We start from the raw sequence: 18152 nt of genomic DNA on the forward strand, positions 1-18152 counted from the left end.
TCGCCTTTCAAGCTCAAAATCAAGGTCAATAATGTTTACTGCATCTGATAACACCACTATTCTCGTCCTCCTTGTAGCCCTGGGTATCCTGGGTTGGGGGTATTATCGAGCCTTGCCTTATGGGAAACTGGGTTTGTTGTCCTGGTTGCAATCGGTGGCCTTAATGTCTCCTGGGTTACTGTTTTTCTGCTTGGCGGCGGCGGGAATTTACCTCAATTTGGTGAGTCTTTTATTTTTATTCGTGGCTTCGACCGGATTATATATTATGATTGGCCGACGACTTAGGGAAGTGGCGAATCAAGATTCGGTCTCTGGGCCGAAACCCGAACTGTCAGAAAATCCACCCCCCCGGTCGCCGGAGCCTCAACCTTCCCCAACCTCCGATCCGGTTTTGAACCTGCGCTCGGTGCCATTATCCCCAGAAGACCTGAAAATTATTCAGGGTATTTTTGGCATTGATACCTTTTTTGCCACGGAAACCATTCCCTATCAAGACGGGGTGATTTTTAAAGGAAATCTTCGCAGTGATCCAGAAATTGCTTATCAACAATTATCGGCAAATTTAAAAAAAAGAATTGGCGATCGCTTACGATTATTTTTAGTAGATAATCCCGATGGCAAACCCGTTGTGATTGTTCTACCCCAGACGAATGAACCCTTAACCACTTCAATTCCTCAAAAAATTTTAGCGATTATTTTATTTTTAATGACGGTAGGAACAATTTTTGAAGCGGGAGGTTTATTATTAGGATTCGATTTTTCTGAAAATTTAACCCGTTACCCGGAAATTATCCCCATCGCCCTCGGAATTTTAGCGGTTTTATTTCTCCATGAAATCGCCCATCAAGTAATAGCAAAACGTTATGATATTAAGTTTAGTTGGCCGTTTTTTATTCCTACGGTTCAAATCGGAAGTTTTGGAGCCTTTAATCGCTTTGAATCCGTATTACCTAACCGGACGGTGTTATTTGATGTGGCTTTTGCTGGCCCGGCGGCCGCCGGAGCATTATCGTTATTCCTATTAATTACGGGGTTGTTTTTATCCCATCCAGGCAGTGCTTTTCAAGTGCCAACGGAATTTTTTCAGGGATCGGTCTTAGTCGGAACTTTATCCCGATTAATTTTAGGTTCCCAACTGCACCAAGCCAGCGTTGACGTGCATCTGCTAACCTTAATCGGTTGGTTTGGGTTAGTGATTACGGCTTTGAATTTAATGCCAGCCGGACAGTTAGATGGGGGACGAATGATGCAGGCGATTTATGGCCGGAAAATTGCCGGACGTTCAACTATTGCTACCTTTATTGTTTTAGCGATCGCTTCTTTATCTAATCCGTTAGCTCTTTATTGGGCCTTAGTAATTTTAATTTTACAACGAAATTTAGAAAGACCGAGTTCAAATGAATTAACTGAACCCAATGATACCCGTGCCGCCTGGGGATTATTGGTTTTCTTGTTGATGATTTTAACCCTGTTTCCCCTCACCCCCGCCTTAGCCACCGGGTTAGGAATTGGCGGTTAATGGATCTGTATTTAGGGAGTTAATCGCAACTATGACTGGTGAAGATATTCGTCAATTGTTATTAAATAAATGGGGAGTGTCCTACGATATTCAACTGCGCCGGACAAGGGGTAAAATATTTCTACAAATTATGTGGAAATATTTGGAACAATTATCCTTTCCCTTGAATGAAGCCGATTATATCGCCCATTTGAATGCGATCGCTAACTATTTGAATAGTTGGGGAAGTACGGAACAGGTAAGACATTATATTCTAAATACCCGAGAAAAACCCCGTTTAGGAAAAGCCGTGAGTATTCCCCTCGATTTAGGAGGGAGATCTTCGGAATGGATGGTGGAGGAGTTCTAGTCTAACCCCTGGGGAGAGTTGGCGATCATCCCATAGAGGCGCTACAATCCCAGAACTGAAGGTAGACTGTGCTAAAACGATGGTTTCGTTCTGGTATGGGCAGATAATAAACGGTGGGGAGTTGGTGATTAAGCAATGAATCTAACGCAGGAAATGGTTCTCCAGAACGGCAAATATCGAATTGATGCGGTTCTTGGTCGCGGGGAGTTTGGTGTAACTTACCAAGGGACTCACCCCCTGACAAATCAAACGGTGGTGATTAAAACCCTCCATCCGAAATTCATGACCTCCGTTGATTTTCCCAAAATTAGGCGACAATTTATCACCTTTGCTCAGGGTTTAAGTCACTGTCACCATCCGAATATTGTGCGTGTCCTAGACCTATTTGAAGAACAGGGTTTACCCTATCTGGTAATGAGTTATATTCCTGGGAAAACCCTAGAAGAAACCCTACAATCGAGTCCCAGGCTATCGGTGGGTCAAGCCATAAACTATATTAGTCAGATTTCTGCGGCGTTGCGAAAACTCCATCAACAGGGTTTACTCCACTGTAATCTCCAACCCAAAAATATCCGATGTCATGGAAATACCCTCACCTTAGTTGATTTTGGTTTAACTAATGGCTTCATCCAGTATCACCCGGAGTTTCCCATCCGTAACCGGGTTTTATCCGTGGGTTACGCACCCCTAGAACATTATCTTCCCCATCAACAATTAACTCCGGCAACGGATATTTATAGTTTGTCGGCTACACTCTATTATTTATTAACGGGTGAACCGCCCTTAGAAGCCCCTCTACGAGTCAATGAAGCCACACAGGAGTTACTCAACGCGACTAAACCGAGTTTAAGGAGAATTCAACCCACCCTGAGTGTTGTGGTGGAAAGGTTGATCTATTGGGGATTAGAAATTGAACCTGCACGACGGCCTCAAAATGTTGATCAGTGGATCGCTTTTTTACCGATTGAAGCAACTACTACGGTAATTCAATCTCCTAATACTTTAATTCAACCTAATCCGGTTATTATCCCCCCTGAACCTGTGGCGGTGAAACCTGTTGTGGAAACCCCCGTATTTGTAACCGTTACCCCGCCCCATCCCCAACCTAAAATTCCGCCTGTTCCTGTCTCAATTCCCCAATGGGAACCCGTAGAATATACCCCTTCCTTGGGTTTTTTAGTTCCGATTTTATTCTTAGTTACCTCTTTATTTTTTGGTTGGGTTGGTTTTGATTTGACCCGTCGTTATGGATATATTGTTAGTCAGAAAACCAAGATTCAGATCAATCATCCTTTTGCCAATTTAGATTCCACGGAACCGATGTTTGAAAATCCCTCCATTCAAACTCAAGCTCCAAGTGAAGTAGCCCCTCAACGTTCGGTTGAAGAACCCTTAGAAAATGGAGATTACCCAATACCAAAATCTGCGGATTTAGAAGCAAAAACCGCAGAAGAATCGCCCGTTGATCAATATAATAATTCTGGTGTTGTGGCTGAAACCCAGGAACAAAGTCCGTCAACGGATGAATCTAAAATAGATGAATATTTACTCTCTCCTTCCGAGGTAAAACCGGAACCTCCTACTACAGATTACTCGGTTTCTACCCCTGTTAATAGTTATTCTGGTGATCCAACGGTTCAACCCGATATTCCAACTGACCCTAATTACTCTCAATCTGGGGCTGAAACTCTACCGCCAGAGGTTCCATCCGCCGCAGGAGGAGGTTATGTTTCTGAAGAATCTGCTCCTAATTACTACACAGAACCAACCCCTCCGGTAGAAGTACAATCTCCTATTCTTTCAGAAGAAACCGCCCCGATCAACTCCGCACCTAACGATGGAATAGAGCCTAGTCTTCCCTATTCTCCTTTAACTATTCCCTTGAAAAACTAGAAAATTATCAATGGGTTTTGAAGGTGCGATCGCCTCTTAATTTAATTAGGAGGAAAGGTATATTTTCCTAATTCCGTTGTCGTTTTTAAAGTGCCTTGATCATCAAAAATTTGCCATTTAATCGGCCCGATAAAGTTACCATACCAAGCCACTTTTTTAAAGGGTTTTCCGGCTTTGGTTCCCTCAATTTCTAGTTTAAACGTTGAAAATTTCCCGGCGGGAACTTCAATATCTTCTATTCCGACAACCCGATAATTTTCTTTAACTTCTGTGGTCATCACCGCAATTTCTTTACCCTCCCAAGTCCAACTATCCCCAGACGTAGGGGGATTTTTAAGGATAGTTTTGGCAGGTTCTAAGCGATATTCTGTGTTATTTCCTCCAAAAGTATATAGTTGTTGATGTTCTTTGACTAATCCACTGGGTTTGCTATACCAAATATAAAAGGGTGCAAATCCTAAATTATTTTCGGTTTTATAAAGGTTTGTTCCATCGGATTGCGTTTCTAATCCTTCAACTTTAATTGTTAGTTTAGATTGCTTCCCATCGGCTGTTTTTGCTTGATATTCCCACACTCCCCCCACAGGTAAAGGGAAATAGTCCGGGGGCGGTGTTTGGGCAAAACTTTTGAACCCGATCATCACTAGGACAATCGTTAGAAATAATCCCCAAAAGCGTTTTTGGTTTAACATAATTTTGAGTCTCCATACTCTAGGAATCTACCAATCTTTAGTCTTGATAGCCAGATTATATTGTCATTAAAATCCCTGGGTTTTCTTAACTTGACTTATCCCCTTCTATCCTATCAATATCATTGCTAATCGGACAACACAATCAAACTGGAAATCAAATAACATAAGGTTTTTCCGAGTTAATTCACTAACGCCAAACGTAGCGAATAACAGTCTCTTTCTCCTCAACCTTCGCACCCTATCGTATCAGCATCTCTTCAGTCCACAAAGGTTCGTTATAGTACACAGCATTAGGATCATCTCCAGACCAAGGAGGAGGAGGGTCGCCTCTTTTGCCGTCTCTACAGTCTTGGTGAGTAAATTGTCTCTCGATCCACTTCACAGGTTTGTCATCGCTAAAATGTGTTGCACCAACAAACTCACCTTGTTCAGTAAAAACCTCAACCAAGCTAGTGTCGTTATCCCAAGCATCCTCACTGACTCCTTGGTGAAATAGAAAAAAGAAGTTTTGCTCATCAATGGGAACTTTTATAAGAAACAGATGGGCAAAATTCCATTGAGAATACCAGAGGTGGCGAGCGAAAGCATCGGAAACAGATTGAGGAACATTTTGGTTGATTCTCTCGATTTCTACTTGCAAAGGACTTAGCTCTCCTAAAGTAACGCTTGCAATCCTTTCAAATGGTGGAGCGAACCCCTCACATCTCCCATACCAGATTGTTTCAAATAAGTGCACATGGTTCTCTTCGTAAAACTGCCTCACCACTAATCTCTGTGTTTCCAAATCCATAACTTCAAATTCTTCGAGCTTAACTCAGCATAAAAGTTATCTTCAACTGTTCAAGAGTTTGCAGTCTAACTATTTATTATACTGAAACTTTCTGTCTTATCAACCACTAGGGGACAAAAAGCCGAAATTTTCGGTATATTTGCCTCATAGAAAATAATAGGCAGAAACTTTCGGTATATTCTCCAATAGTGACCAAGAACTGCATCAAGATTTGCCAAAGGTAAATCCACCCCATTTAGTAGAAAAATTCGGTGGTTTTGATGTTGAAACCCACATTCGGCAGATGGGGGCTAAATTTTCCACTAATTCTAAAAAATTGAAAACCTTTACAGTTTTTCGTTCAATTTCCGAGGCTTTATTATCAGATTGTATAGCTAATTTACCGTTATTTAACTAAACCAAAATAATTGTTATTTTTTCATAGAAATAGAATCCTCTTTTTTAACAAATTTGTATTTTATAACCAAGTTCGTTCCAGCCAAGAGTTCTCATCTTGACTCATAACTTAGATTTATTTACAACTATTTTCCCCTTTTTCTTTTTTGAGCTATTCCAATTATTATTCTACATTAAAAATAGCCCCAATTATTACATGACAGTCATTTGGGCTTTTATTTATTCCAATTTAATTGGAAATTCAATTGGCTTAAATATCTGCGGAATGTGGGTTTATGCCCCGATCACCTATATATTACTTAAGCTTTGCGATCGCTGATTACCTTTGGGGACTCAACAACGAAGCCGACCATCTTTGCTTGCCTAATCTTAGCTAGAAACAGATAACCTTAACGGACTTAGAGGTATTGGCATAACGACCAAGATAAGCGGTGGCAGATAACCTTTGCATCACAATCCAAATGTCTCGCCCGTCCGCTTCATCGACTTGTTAGCCTGCGTTTGTGCCGATGCTGAGGACTACAACTCATCAATCGTTATCAACCCACCTTCCGTAAATTGGATCACAAGCTCATGGCTATCCAATAAAGCAGTTCCAACTAGAGGTCGTCGCCCTGTCGCAAGTACACGAGCTTCTCGCTCCTCTCCGTTCCAGACAATAATTGCTCTATGAAGAGGCAACATCACTCGGCTGTTGTCTGCCAAATTCACACGGATATCGTATCTGAAGGGGAGATTCAGTAGTGCCACTGCTTCAGGTGGTAAACAAAGCTCATCGGTAAATCCTGTGTCTATCACGAATTCAATGGGGAAGTCAGCGCGATTAGGAATCCGAAATGGGATGGTAATAATCGGGTGTCCATCAGCCACAATCCCTGAAATCACTTGACTACACGCTCCATAACACCCCCACCAAAAGCGGCAGCAACGTTGTACCCAATTTTAATCCCAAAGAGTCGAGCATGGGGGTGCTTCTCGCTCAAGAAGTCAGCAGCGCGTAAGCCATTTGCATCAATCCTATAGTCACCTGTCTCAATGTCTATGATGACCATCTTGCCAATATTTTCTTCAACTTCCACTTCTTGGCGGATTCTGCTTTCGTACAGTTGCTCTGCACGTTGAGCAACTTCTTCGCGGCTTAAAAGGATAGCTTGCATAAGTTGACTCCCAATCGCTACATTACCTGTTCTAACCCCTCCATAATACCCTGCAAATCAATAGAATGGTCACTGCCAGACCTGTCAAGTATTATCTCTAAGGTGGGAGTCTTGTGGGTTTTGGAGCAGGTTCTCTAAGTCTGAATTACTTCTATAATATTGTGTTGATTCACTTAGAGCCAGATTTGAGATGCCTAATTCACCGAATCCCAATTCTGAATCGATAGTACGTCCCCGACGACGGTTAAAGCGCATCCTGATTTGGGGGGGTGTAGGATGCGGAATTACGCTGTTAACCGTGGGAACAACCGCTAGTTGGTTGATTAGATATCGGTTAGCCCCCATAATTAGTAATGTCTTAGAGGGGATACTACAACGGCCCGTTGATGTTGGCCCCCTTGAACGATTTACCCTGAATAGTATTCGTTTTGGTCATTCGTCCATCCCCGCCACAGCCACGGATACCGATAGGGGGGAAGCGACGGCGGTAGAGGTTCATTTCTCTGTTTTATCCTTGTTTAAACCCAAGGTTCAACTGGATATTACCTTAGTTAATCCTAATATTTATATTGAACAAAATTCATCAGGAAACTGGATTGATACTCAACTTAAGTTAGATCCAAATCCTCCGGTTACATTGGTTTTTAGAACGATTGGAATTGAAAATGCTCAAATTAGTTTAACGCCCTACGCGCTTTTGAAAGCCAAAGAAAAGCCGATTGTCATTGCGGTGGATCAAATCAAAGCTAATTTAACCGAAGATCAGCAGCGGATTCAAGCGGATTTAAGGGGTAAATTTGCAGAAACAGGTACTTTTGCCATCAAAGGTGATGCTTTATTAGAAACAGGAAAAATTAATGCTCAAATTCAAGCTAATAGTTTGAATTTAAGCCATTTAGCTTGGTTTGTAGAAACTCCTGGTATTTCGATCAAACAGGGAAAACTCAATACAAATTTAAACGTTAAATTAAATAACTATCAACCCTTAAATATCCGGGGAACGCTGAATTTAGATCAAGTTAAAGTTGCTGTTGATAGTCTTCCTCAACCCGTTAATTTGAGTCAAGCTAAATTGCGCTTTTCGGGAACTCAATTGATCATTGATCAGTTGAATACCACCATGGGAGATTTAGCACTGGGGTTAACTGGATCGGTTTTAACTAATTCTAACTTAGACTTGGCTAAAACTCAAGTTAATTTATTAGCAAATTTACAACCAGTTCAAGTTTCTACCCTACTAAAAACCGGAGAAACTATTCAGGGAAAACCTGTTACCCTTCCCTTTCCGGTAACGGGAGAATTGAAAGCTAATCTTAACTTAAAGGGAAATTTAAACGCCCCTCAAATTTCCGGGACTATCGCCACAACCCAAAAAACCTTATTAGATCGCGTTTATTTTGATACAATTCAAACGGATTTTAATATCTTAACTAAACTTGATCCAAATTTCAAGATTTCAGATGATCCAATTATTGAAATTCAAAACCTATTAATTAAACCTTCCCTTGGGGGGTCAGTCGCAGGAAAAGGAGAAATTAAATTAGCAGGACTGACGGGGTTATTAGCACCCCCAATAAAACCTCAGCCTACGGTTGACCAAAAAACTTTGCCGAAATTACCCCCAAATCCCCAGATTTCACAACCTAAAACCGAACTTAATCCGATTGTTAAATTAGATTTTAATATTAATGATATTCCTGTGGACGCGATCGCTAAATCCTATGGATTTATCACCAGTTTTCAGATGGGAAACCTATCTGCAAATGGTCAAATTTCTGGGAATTTAGATAACTTAAAAGCCCAGACTCAATTCTCCTTACCTTCAGCTATTTATCCAATTTTAGGGGAAGCTCAATTTTCAGGAAATACGGCGAAAGCACAGATTAAAATTGCTGAAGGTAATCTTAATCTTATCGCTCAACAAACTAATAATAACATTTGGAATGCTGAAGTCATAGCCAATCAACTTTCCCTGACTCCGTTAGTTGATTTGGGGCTATTATTTGCTGCAATTCCTGATGAGACTAAACAACAAATTCAATCCATTGATTTAACCGATGGTCAGTTAGATTTAGCCGCTAAGTTATCAGCAAATTTGCAAAATTTTTCCCTCAATAGCTTAAAAGCAGATAGTCAAATTCAACTTAACTTTCAGAATAGCACAATTAAGGCGATCGCCCAACTCCAAAACGGACTCCTACAAACGGATTTTTCTAGCAACAATTTAGCCCTACCTCGGTTAATTAATATTGGATTACCCTTTGCCAACTTAACCGATGCTCTCACCTCCCAAATTCAGAGTTTAGATATCAGTCAAGGAATTTTACAAATTGATGGATCTCTATCGGGTAAAATCGATAATTTTAGCCCAAATAACTTTATAGGAAATGCGAAAACAATTATTAATTTAGGTCAATTAGGGGGAATAATTACCGCCAATAGTCAACTAAATCAGGGGCAATTTAAAGGACAATTTAATGCCAAAGAACTCCAGTTAAATCCTTGGATTAATTTAGGTTTACCCCTGGCTAATTTACCTGCAAACCTTCAGAATCAAATTCAGACCTTAGACTTTCGTAATAGTCGTTTAACCGGAGAAGGAAATGTTACCGGAAATTTAACTAATTTTAATCTTAATACTCTGATTGCTACGGGATTAGCACAGGTTAATTTAGGGAATTTTGGTGGAATTATTAACGCGGAAGGACAATTAGCCAATAATCAATTAACAGGTCAAGTAATCACCGCTCAAATTCCTCTACAACCCCTGATTAATTTAGGATTACCCTTGGCCAATTTACAACCTAGTTTAGTAGCTGAAATTAACGCCTTAAATTTCCCAGGCGGATTTCTACAAGGGTTAGCAAAATTCAAGGGAAATCTCACTAATTTTTCCCCAAATAACCTGATCGCTTTCCTCGATAGTCAAGTCAATTTAGGTAGAGATGGAGGAGTCATTTTAGCAACCGGAGAAACCCGCCAAGGACAATGGAAAACAACCCTTAAAGGAGATCAAATTGCTTTAGGTCGTTTCTCCCAATTAGTCGAATCTCAAATGCCAAATAGTTTACGTCAAAATGGACTATTACAGCAAGCTGAAAATATGCCTTTATTGCGAGGATTATTAAACACTGAAATCACCGGAGAAGGAAATGTTGCCTCCTTTAATCCTAACACTATACAGGCATTAGGTCAATTAAGACTAACAGAATTACCGATTATTAAACAACCTTTTGAAGCCATTGCCAGTTGGAATGGTCGGGAAATTAATATTAAAAAAGCTGAAACCCAGGGATTTTCAACCGATGGCTTAATTGGAGTTGAATTTCAAGGAAATGGTATGCCCCAATTATCTAATTTAAACCTAAATGTTCGGGCTGATAATTTTGATTTACAATCTCCATTAGTTCAAAGTTTCTTAACTGCTTTACCCTTGGAAATTAGAAACGGAGATAGTCCTTTAGTGGCTGGAATTGTTGATTTTAATGGTAAGTTAACTGGAACTCCTTCTGCTTTAAACCTAAACGGAAATTTAAGATTAAATAACTTTGCTGTTCGAGATGTCACCTTTGAACCCATTTTAGCAGGAACTGTGAATATTATTCCAAATCAAAAGGTTAATATTGCCTTGGCGGGAGAACGGGATAAAATAGAATTAGCTTTAGATGATCAATATTTGCCTACTTCGTTTTTAGTAAAACGGAATGATAGTCTATTGGTCGGAAATTCCCAAGGGAATAATTTAGAGATTAATTTAGACGACTTTCCTCTACAAACTTTAAGTTTATCTCCCTTAGCTGAACTAGATATTGGACAATTAAAAGGCATTGCATCGGGAAAATTAACCGTCTCTAATTTAGCTAGTTTTGATATTAATAAAATAGGGGTAGTCGGAAATATTGCAGTTCAGAAACTAATTTTAGGTCATATTGAAACCGATTTATTCTTAGGAAATTTTAGTTATCAAAATGGGATTGCTAAGTTAACCGATGCTGAACTGAGCAAAGGAATAACTCAGATTTTTATTCAAGGTCAAGCCAATGTTTCTGATATTTTAGCGAGTCTTTCTACACCTCAAACCCCAAATTCATCCCCCGTGCCAAATCAATTTGAAGGTACAATTAAAATCCCTCAAGGAAGTTTACAGGATATTTTAACCGCCCTAAAAATCTTTAATTTAGCAGATTTAGGCAGAGGATTAACCCCTCCAAACTATGGAATAGCCGCCGATGTAAAGCCTGTTCCCGTCGGTTTACCCCCTACTGCTACGTTATTTGAACAGTTACAACGCCTAGAAGAAATTAGACGAATCCTACAAGAATCCCTGGCAGAAATCGCGGCGGAGCCCTTACCTCCTTTACAGGATTTAGATGGAAAATTTACCGGGGAAATGGCATTTCAAGGTTCAATTTCAGGGGGAATTAATGCAACAGCAACCATCAAAGGTCAAGATTGGAATTATGGCAGATATACCGCCGATCAGTTTTTATTAGAAGCTAATTTTGCAGATAATGTAGTGCGAGTTGAACCGATACAATTGCGTGCTGGATCGGCATTATATGATTTTCGCGGACAGTTGAATTTAGCTAATCAACAAACATCAGGTCAGTTTCGGGGCAAAAATATCCGCTTAGAAGAAATTGAAAAAATTGTTGATTTGCCGAATGTGGATTTAACCGGACAATTGAATGTGCGGGCGAGTATTGCTGGAACTTTAGAGAATCCCCAATCATCGGGGGAATTAACCTTATTAGAAGCAACGGTTAATGATGAACCAATTCAAGAAGCGCAAAGCAGTTTTAGTTATAATAATTCTCGACTAAGATTTGGCGGGAGTTTGTTAGTTACCGAAACCGATCCGATTAATTTTAGAGGGACTTTACCTTTTCAATTACCCTTTGCAACAGTTTCCCCAGAAAGTGATGTAGTGGATGTTCGAGTTGATATTAAAGATCAAGGATTAGCGGTGATCAATTTGCTCAATCCTGAATTAAATTGGCAGGAAGGAAAAGGATTAGTTCAATTAAGAATTAGTGGTAGTTTACAACAACCAGAAACTGGAGGAATTAAACTCGATCTGAAACCAGAAGGATTATTTAAAATCCAAGATGCCGTTTTAATTGCTCGCAGTTTAGAACAATCAATTGTCGGATTAAGTGGAACAGCTATATTTATCGGCGATCGCATTCAAGTAAAAGATATTCAAGGAGATTTACAAGGAGATAAAGGAACCGGACATATCCGGTTAAGTGGTGTTTTACCCGTGTCTCGTCCCTTAGATGAAAATGACCCAGATCTGCAAACTCCTCTACAATTAGACCTGGAAAAACTAACACTTAATTTACCCGAACTCTATAAAGGAAATGCTGATGGTGCTATTCTTCTTACAGGAACATTATTGAAACCAAAATTAGGAGGAGAAGTCATATTAAGTCAGGGAAAAGTGACCTTACCTTCGCAAGAAACCGCTAAATTACCCACAGATACTACGAATACAACTCAACCTTCTGTGGATGTCAGTTTGAACGGATTAAAACTGACTTTAGGTGACAATATTCAAGTCATGACTCCCCCGATTTTAAATGCACCTTTAATTAATTTTAATGCCCAAGGAACGATTGAATTAAATGGAAGTTTAGCCAGTCTTGATGATATTCGTCCTCAAGGAACGATTGAATTAACCGGGGGGCAAGTGAATCTTTATACCAGTCAATTAAGGTTAGATCGAGGTTATCCCCAACGGGCAATATTTGTCCCTTCAGAGGGATTAGATCCAATTTTAGATGTCCGTTTAGTCACCCGTGTTCCTGAAACTTTAAGGTTTGTTTCTCCCCCTTCAGCGTTTCCGGCGGAACAAACGGAAGCCTTAAGTCCTTCTCGATTTGGAACCGTTAGGACGATCCGAATTACCGCCATTGTTCGCGGCCCAGCTTCGGAAATTAATGATATTATTAAGTTACAAAGTTCTCCGTCCCGTTCTCAAAATGAATTGGTTGCTTTATTGGGGGGAAGTGTGATTCAAGGAATCCAAGATGATAGTACATTAGTATTAGCAAATATTGCCAGTACCGGATTATTTGGTAAACTCCAACAGAAGGTGATTAACGCCACGGGATTAACGGAATTTAGGATTTATCCCTCGCGGGTAGCCGAACGCGGTTCTAAGGGCACAGCTTCCGCTTTAGGAGTAGGAATTGAAGTGGGTTTAGATGTGACTGATAATGCTTATGTTTCCTTGAGTCGGGTTTTAGCCGCTGATCAACCGTTTCAATTTAATATTAATTATCGCCTCAATGATAATATACTGTTGCGGGGAGTTACAAATTTTAGGAATGAAAGTGAAGTTCGGTTTGAGTATGAAACGAGATTTTAAGGAGTTTTGATGGTTAAAAATCAATCAAAGTTTTTAAGTCAAAATAGTCTGGTTTTAAACTATAAACTTTGATAAATCCTTCTGAGGTAGTGGGAGGAAAATCTGCGATCGCTTTTCCCATTTGTTCAATCACAGATTCAGGAACTTGACGTTGGCGATTTTGATTCCGCAGTTTGCAAGTTTCTATGGGAGTTTCTAACACCCAAGCAATCCAATATCGAGGGATTTCAGGATAAATTAGAGCAATTTTTTCTAATATATCGAGTCGCCAAGGTCGATAAGCATTAGTCGCATCATAAATAATTGGTTGAGAAGATGCGATCGCCTGTTCCATTTCTCGCAAGACTTCCCCTTCAATTTCTAACCAATTCCCCTGAATAATTTCATCTTTATAAAGTTGTTCCCGAATCCGATCCGTCGAAATAATTAAACCCCGGTTGAGATCCGCAAGCTGTTTAGCAACCGTTGACTTTCCCGAACCCGGAATACCGACCATAAAATGACAAATCATATTTGATTAAATTAAAATATTTTGTTGGAAAAATAGATTTATAAGTGTTATAATTGGAGGGTAAGTGATCAGAGAGTTACTAAGATCATTAATTAAACCTTATTAAAAACTCATTAACAGTAATAATTTCAATATTTTCAAAAGGATTTAATACCAATAAATCTTGATCTCCTGTAATAATCAAGTCAGCTTTCCCACTTACTGCTAATTCCAAGAATTTATTGTCTTTAGCATCTCGACAAATAGTAATTGTTTCAGTAACATTCACTATTTCTGCTTTTTGCCTTAAACTCCCAATAAAATTCAACCTTTTTTCTAAAGATACATATTTATCAAATTTAGGACGAATAAAAGTTTGATAAATTTCGACAAAAGTGCTGTCAGATATCAAGAGAATTTGGCTTTCAGTAACTTGATCAAAAACCTGTTGGGCTTTTGATGCTGATAACAATAAACCACTAATAAAAATATTTGTATCTAATACAGTTCTAAGTTTATTAATCTTCTAATAACTCGGCTAAAATTTCGGGAGTTAAACCATTAACTTTAGCTTCTTCTCTTACTTGTTTAACAATCTCATCAAAATCAGATGATTTTAATAATTCTTTCAGAATCAGGCTACAAACCCAAATTGCTTTTTCTTGTTTATTACTATCTGCTTCCTGGTAAAGCTTCGCTACTTCATTATCAACTTTAATCGTAATTGCTTCCATTTGTTACTCCTGATTTTATCTAAATTAAAATCTATCTTTATTATATACTCTTTTAGAATCAGAATATTTTTCCCGGAAACCGTGTTTATCATTCAGAAACTCGGTTTCCGTATCATCCCTATGTCAAAAGTTAACTGAATTAGAGCCGACAAGTTCCCCTCGCCCACTGTCCATCCAGTGAGACAGAAACCTGTGTCCCAGGTTGGACGGCTCCTTTTGATAAGTCGATGACAATGATATCAGCACCGCCCATATCACCCCCCCGATAAACTAATTCTCCCCGCTCGTTGGGTCGATCATATTTTAATTGATTGGTGCGAGGTGGGCCACTTTGAGGGGTTAACGTAATGGTTGTAAATCGGCCATCAAGATAACTCACAGAAAACTGCATTCTGTTTTGGGGAAATTGGCCCGGACAGTTAAAATTTGTTGCGGCTTCTGCTTTGGGAATGGGTAAAAAGGTTAATGCTGCTATCCCATAGAGTAGGGTAGATAGGGAAAAAGCCTTAAATTTATTGAGTTTAGCCATCTTGTTGATAGTAATATATTGAACAGGGAAACTATATCATGGATTGATAGGTATTTGAGGGGATTTTAATATTACTAATAATGTTTAAAAATCTTCAAGTAAAGACTTTTACCAATTACAATTGACCCCATATTGGTCAAAGACAATGCCGAATCTGGTAAGTTATAATAGGTTTGTAGAATTAATGTGTTACAATACCTTTTTAATAGAATTACGGTATTTTTATAATTGAGCTATTGTAAAATCTCCTCCTTGTAATTTTGTAATTGAGTAGGTGAGCCATAAAGAACCCCACAATAATAATACTAACTAAAAATACCTGATAATAAGCGATCGCACCATAACTCCCCCACACCTCAACCTCCCATCTCCACACCCCAAACGTCTCTACACATCAAAAAGCGGATACCTACGGTAAGCTGCGAAGATCGCTCTTGGCGTGCGATCTCCAATCATTAATTAGATAAGGCTTATCAGTGTAACAAGGTTACAAGCTATCCAAAAATGTTATAATGATCTGGAGTTTATTATTAAAAAGGAATGTCCAATGAGAATTATCCAAACAAAAGGAATAGTCAACAATGGGAAAGTAACAGCTACAATCCCCACTGATTTTAGTAATGGAGAAGTTGATTTAGTGATTTTAGCTGAAAATGAACCTGATGAACTCGAATTTATGCGTCAAATTGCTAGGGAGAAAGGTTATGATTCTAAAGAAAAAATCCTTGATTTAATTAAGCAAGTTAAAAGAGAAATGTTAACAGAGAAAGGACTAATTTAAAAATGCTTGAATTAAATAGATTATTCCTTGATACTAATATTTATATTATAGGAACTCAAGATATTAATTCAGATGAAGCTAAAATTTTAACGGCGATTGGTTATTATGGAAAACAAGATCGTCAACTAGAAAGTCAAATCATTTTTTCAGCAGAGTTAATTGATCAAATACGACGAGTTGGTAAATATTTATGGAATAAAGATCAAGCAGGTTTAGTTTTGAGCTTGATTTTTACTAGATTAGATATTCACTATGTTACTCCTAATCAAGAATGGTATCAATTATTAATAGAAATGAGGATTAAGGGCAATATTCCTTTAGAAGATATGGAGATTTTTCTAACGGCAAAATATGGAAAAGCAAATTGTTTTATCTCAGGGAATAGGGAATTAATCAAAGCTATTGCAGATTTTGAATGTTTAACGCCTGAATCTTTTGTGAAAAAATATTTATAGTTTATCAAGAATCTTTGTTTAATTTAGAAAGGAAGCAATAGATTAATATATGATATCACTTGTTTTCATGTTAAGCGTGATCCTCAACAGTGGAAAAAACGAATAAGAGCGATCGCATCTCAACCTCCCCACAAAAGCGATCGCACCTTAAACTCCTCTACATCTAAAAAGCGATCGCACCTCAATTTCCCCTTAACGGTGAAGTTCAGACGCCGCAGTCAAATATTGGCTTTTACAGAACCTTGAACGGTCGGTTCCAAAGCAGTGTTAGACAGTGGGTATGATAAGCTGCTACGCAGCTTGATTGTATAATAGAAGATTAAGTATTTTTAGGGATATAACCCCCAATGCCAGCCAAAAATCATCTGTCTAAAGAGCAAAAAGAAAGATTACTTAAAGAAATGAAAGAAAATCAAAATGCTCAAATTAGAGAAAGGATTTTAATTTTATTATTAATGAATGAGGGAAAAACCTATCAAAAGATAGCCAATTTTTTAGAAATTTCCTATCCGACAGTAGCGTACTGGGCTGTTCATGGTGATCCCGATAAAATGGAGAGTTTTATAGATGGAAGAAGCCAAGGAAACTTTCGGAAAGCTACGGCTGAATATGAAGAAATGTTACTAAAAGTAGTAGAAAAAGAACCATCAGAATACGGATATGAATTTGGGAGATGGACAGGAAATAGATTAGCAACATATTTAGAGCAAGCAACAGGAATTAAGTTGAGTGGCTCTCAAGTCAGGAGAATATTACAAAGAAAAAAGTACGTTTACCTTTGGGCAAAGTACAGCTTAGAGGACAAACAAAATCCGGTACACAGGAAAGCATTTAAAGAGAAATTGTTAGAGTATTTAAAAATAGAAAAAGAATCACCTGAACGCTTGCAAGTATGGTTTTGGGATGAAGTAGGATTTAGTTTGAGAGTAATAAGAAGAAAAACCTGGGGGAAAAAGGGAAGCCGAAAAAAAGTAACAGGACAAAGAAGGAAAGGAAGAGTAAATCTAATGGGAGGGTTAAGGTATAGCGATAAAAAAAGAATAAATTTTGTGATTAAGAAAGGAGAATCGGAGACCTTTTATCAACAAATCAAAGCTTTACATAATTGGATTGTTGAAGAATGGATAGAGTCGGGAAAATTAGCCGAAGAATTTTTAGAAACTGGGCCTAAATTAGTAATAATTTTAGACAATGCTAGTTTTCATAAAAAGAAAGAGATTTTAGAGAGAATAGAAGCAGAAATGCCGAATATTAGGTTAGAGTTTTTGCCCCCTTACAGCCCTGACTTTAATTTAATTGAATTGGTTTGGCACTCAGCTAAAGAATATATTGCTCATCGGCTATTTGAATCAGTAGAGCAGTTAGAAGAATTATTGAATAAATTGTTAAACGAAGGAGATTTAATCATTAATTGGTCTCGCAAAATTAAAAACAAAGGAAATGCTATTTATTAAATCAAGCTGCGTAGCAGCTTATCATACGTTTCTGGCTTCACATCGGGAACTTTTGCCAAAATTGCTTCATACTTTGCCCTACTGCCTCTTTTTGCTCTTTCTTTGAGATAATTTTCTGTCATCAAGGCTGAAATTTTTTCCGCGATCGCAACGGTGTCACCGTCTGCGATTTCCTGCCGAACCATGTCAGCTAATCGATCCCACTGCTCGTCTGTGGTTGATTCAAACTGCTTTGTCCATCTCTGTTGATCTTTCAGTTCAGCCATAAGACGCAATGCGATCGCATCTTGCTGGTCGGCAGGAAGTTCTTGGATTTCTGCAATAACTTGCTTGAGGAGTTCAGTCATGATTCCAGGCAATAGAGATATCAATAATTTATAATAAGCGATCGCACCATAACTCTCCTACACCTCAAAGAGCGATCGCACCTCAACCTCCCCTAGAAAAGCGATCGCACTTAAACTTGAAATGTTCACTGTGTAATCCGTGTATTTTTTAGGCGGGAACCCTGTTTAACAACACAGAAACATGACACTCACC

General features: G+C 38.7%; 17 protein-coding genes. 8 read left to right on the forward strand and 9 right to left on the reverse strand.

Annotated elements, in window-relative coordinates:
• Positions 1-31 precede the first annotated feature (31 nt).
• The 3 genes from PL11201_RS11905 to PL11201_RS11915 all read left to right on the forward strand — a co-directional run bounded on the left by PL11201_RS11905 (position 32) and on the right by PL11201_RS11915 (position 3761).
• On the forward strand, positions 32-1519 hold the full coding sequence (locus tag PL11201_RS11905) for a site-2 protease family protein (protein WP_079678918.1): 1488 nt from the start codon (positions 32-34) through the stop codon (positions 1517-1519).
• A 31-nt stretch (positions 1520-1550) separates the two neighbouring features.
• Positions 1551-1868, forward strand: coding sequence for a DUF3067 family protein (locus PL11201_RS11910; protein ID WP_079678921.1), 318 nt, complete (start codon positions 1551-1553; stop codon positions 1866-1868).
• A 135-nt stretch (positions 1869-2003) separates the two neighbouring features.
• Complete coding sequence (locus PL11201_RS11915) at positions 2004-3761, forward strand: serine/threonine protein kinase (protein WP_079678923.1); 1758 nt, start codon at positions 2004-2006, stop codon at positions 3759-3761.
• A 41-nt stretch (positions 3762-3802) separates the two neighbouring features.
• Here the strand turns inward: PL11201_RS11915 and PL11201_RS11920 are convergent, their stop codons facing one another.
• Both PL11201_RS11920 and PL11201_RS11925 read right to left on the reverse strand, forming a co-directional pair.
• The gene (locus tag PL11201_RS11920) at positions 3803-4453 is read right to left on the reverse strand and encodes a TapB family protein (RefSeq protein ID WP_079678925.1); all 651 of its coding nucleotides are present in this window, start codon (positions 4451-4453) and stop codon (positions 3803-3805) included.
• A gap of 238 nt (positions 4454-4691) precedes the next feature.
• Positions 4692-5243, reverse strand: coding sequence for a hypothetical protein (locus tag PL11201_RS11925; RefSeq protein ID WP_234996672.1), 552 nt, complete (start codon positions 5241-5243; stop codon positions 4692-4694).
• Positions 5244-5454: 211 nt separating this feature from the next.
• On the opposite strand from PL11201_RS11925, the gene PL11201_RS11930 reads away from it, so the two are divergent.
• Positions 5455-5640 (forward strand): hypothetical protein, encoded by a 186-nt coding sequence (locus PL11201_RS11930; RefSeq protein WP_079678927.1) that lies wholly within the window; start codon positions 5455-5457, stop codon positions 5638-5640.
• Positions 5641-6158: 518 nt separating this feature from the next.
• Here PL11201_RS11930 and PL11201_RS11935 read toward each other — a convergent pair.
• Both PL11201_RS11935 and PL11201_RS11940 read right to left on the reverse strand, forming a co-directional pair.
• Positions 6159-6509 carry a clan AA aspartic protease gene (locus tag PL11201_RS11935; protein ID WP_234996673.1) on the reverse strand — a complete coding sequence of 117 codons (351 nt, stop codon included), beginning with the start codon at positions 6507-6509 and terminating at the stop codon, positions 6159-6161.
• 11 nt (positions 6510-6520) lie between these two features.
• Positions 6521-6796: a hypothetical protein gene (locus PL11201_RS11940; RefSeq protein WP_026796558.1), complete on the reverse strand. Its 276-nt coding sequence runs from the start codon at positions 6794-6796 to the stop codon at positions 6521-6523.
• Positions 6797-6986: 190 nt separating this feature from the next.
• Here PL11201_RS11940 and PL11201_RS11945 point away from each other — a divergent pair, with 190 nt between their 5' ends.
• Complete coding sequence (locus PL11201_RS11945; RefSeq protein ID WP_079678931.1) at positions 6987-13169, forward strand: translocation/assembly module TamB domain-containing protein; 6183 nt, start codon at positions 6987-6989, stop codon at positions 13167-13169.
• A gap of 13 nt (positions 13170-13182) precedes the next feature.
• Here PL11201_RS11945 and PL11201_RS11950 read toward each other — a convergent pair whose 3' ends face one another.
• The 4 genes from PL11201_RS11950 to PL11201_RS11965 all read right to left on the reverse strand — a co-directional run bounded on the left by PL11201_RS11950 (position 13183) and on the right by PL11201_RS11965 (position 14922).
• Entirely contained in the window at positions 13183-13680 is a 498-nt protein-coding gene (locus PL11201_RS11950) for an ATP-binding protein (RefSeq protein WP_079678932.1), read from the reverse strand.
• A gap of 88 nt (positions 13681-13768) precedes the next feature.
• Positions 13769-14182, reverse strand: a complete 414-nt coding sequence (locus PL11201_RS11955; RefSeq protein ID WP_079678935.1) for a putative toxin-antitoxin system toxin component, PIN family — start codon at positions 14180-14182, stop codon at positions 13769-13771.
• Complete coding sequence (locus PL11201_RS11960) at positions 14178-14393, reverse strand: hypothetical protein (protein ID WP_079678937.1); 216 nt, start codon at positions 14391-14393, stop codon at positions 14178-14180. The genes PL11201_RS11955 and PL11201_RS11960 overlap by 5 nt, the downstream gene beginning before the upstream one ends.
• Before the next feature lie 139 nt (positions 14394-14532).
• Complete coding sequence (locus PL11201_RS11965) at positions 14533-14922, reverse strand: hypothetical protein (protein WP_079678939.1); 390 nt, start codon at positions 14920-14922, stop codon at positions 14533-14535.
• Positions 14923-15469: 547 nt separating this feature from the next.
• Here PL11201_RS11965 and PL11201_RS11970 point away from each other — a divergent pair.
• From PL11201_RS11970 to PL11201_RS11980, 3 genes are all read left to right on the forward strand, one after another.
• A complete protein-coding gene (locus tag PL11201_RS11970) occupies positions 15470-15703 on the forward strand; it encodes a hypothetical protein (RefSeq protein ID WP_079678942.1) in 234 nt (77 codons plus the stop codon).
• A 2-nt stretch (positions 15704-15705) separates the two neighbouring features.
• A complete protein-coding gene (locus PL11201_RS11975; protein ID WP_079678944.1) occupies positions 15706-16158 on the forward strand; it encodes a PIN domain-containing protein in 453 nt (150 codons plus the stop codon).
• Between the two features lie 347 nt (positions 16159-16505).
• Entirely contained in the window at positions 16506-17612 is a 1107-nt protein-coding gene (locus PL11201_RS11980; RefSeq protein ID WP_079678947.1) for an IS630 family transposase, read from the forward strand.
• Here the strand turns inward: PL11201_RS11980 and PL11201_RS27075 are convergent.
• The gene (locus PL11201_RS27075; protein WP_144017734.1) at positions 17609-17959 is read right to left on the reverse strand and encodes a hypothetical protein; all 351 of its coding nucleotides are present in this window, start codon (positions 17957-17959) and stop codon (positions 17609-17611) included. The genes PL11201_RS11980 and PL11201_RS27075 overlap by 4 nt on opposite strands.
• Between the last annotated feature and the right edge of the window lie 193 nt (positions 17960-18152).

Source organism: Planktothrix sp. PCC 11201 (assembly GCF_900009135.1).
GTDB lineage: Bacteria > Cyanobacteriota > Cyanobacteriia > Cyanobacteriales > Microcoleaceae > Planktothrix.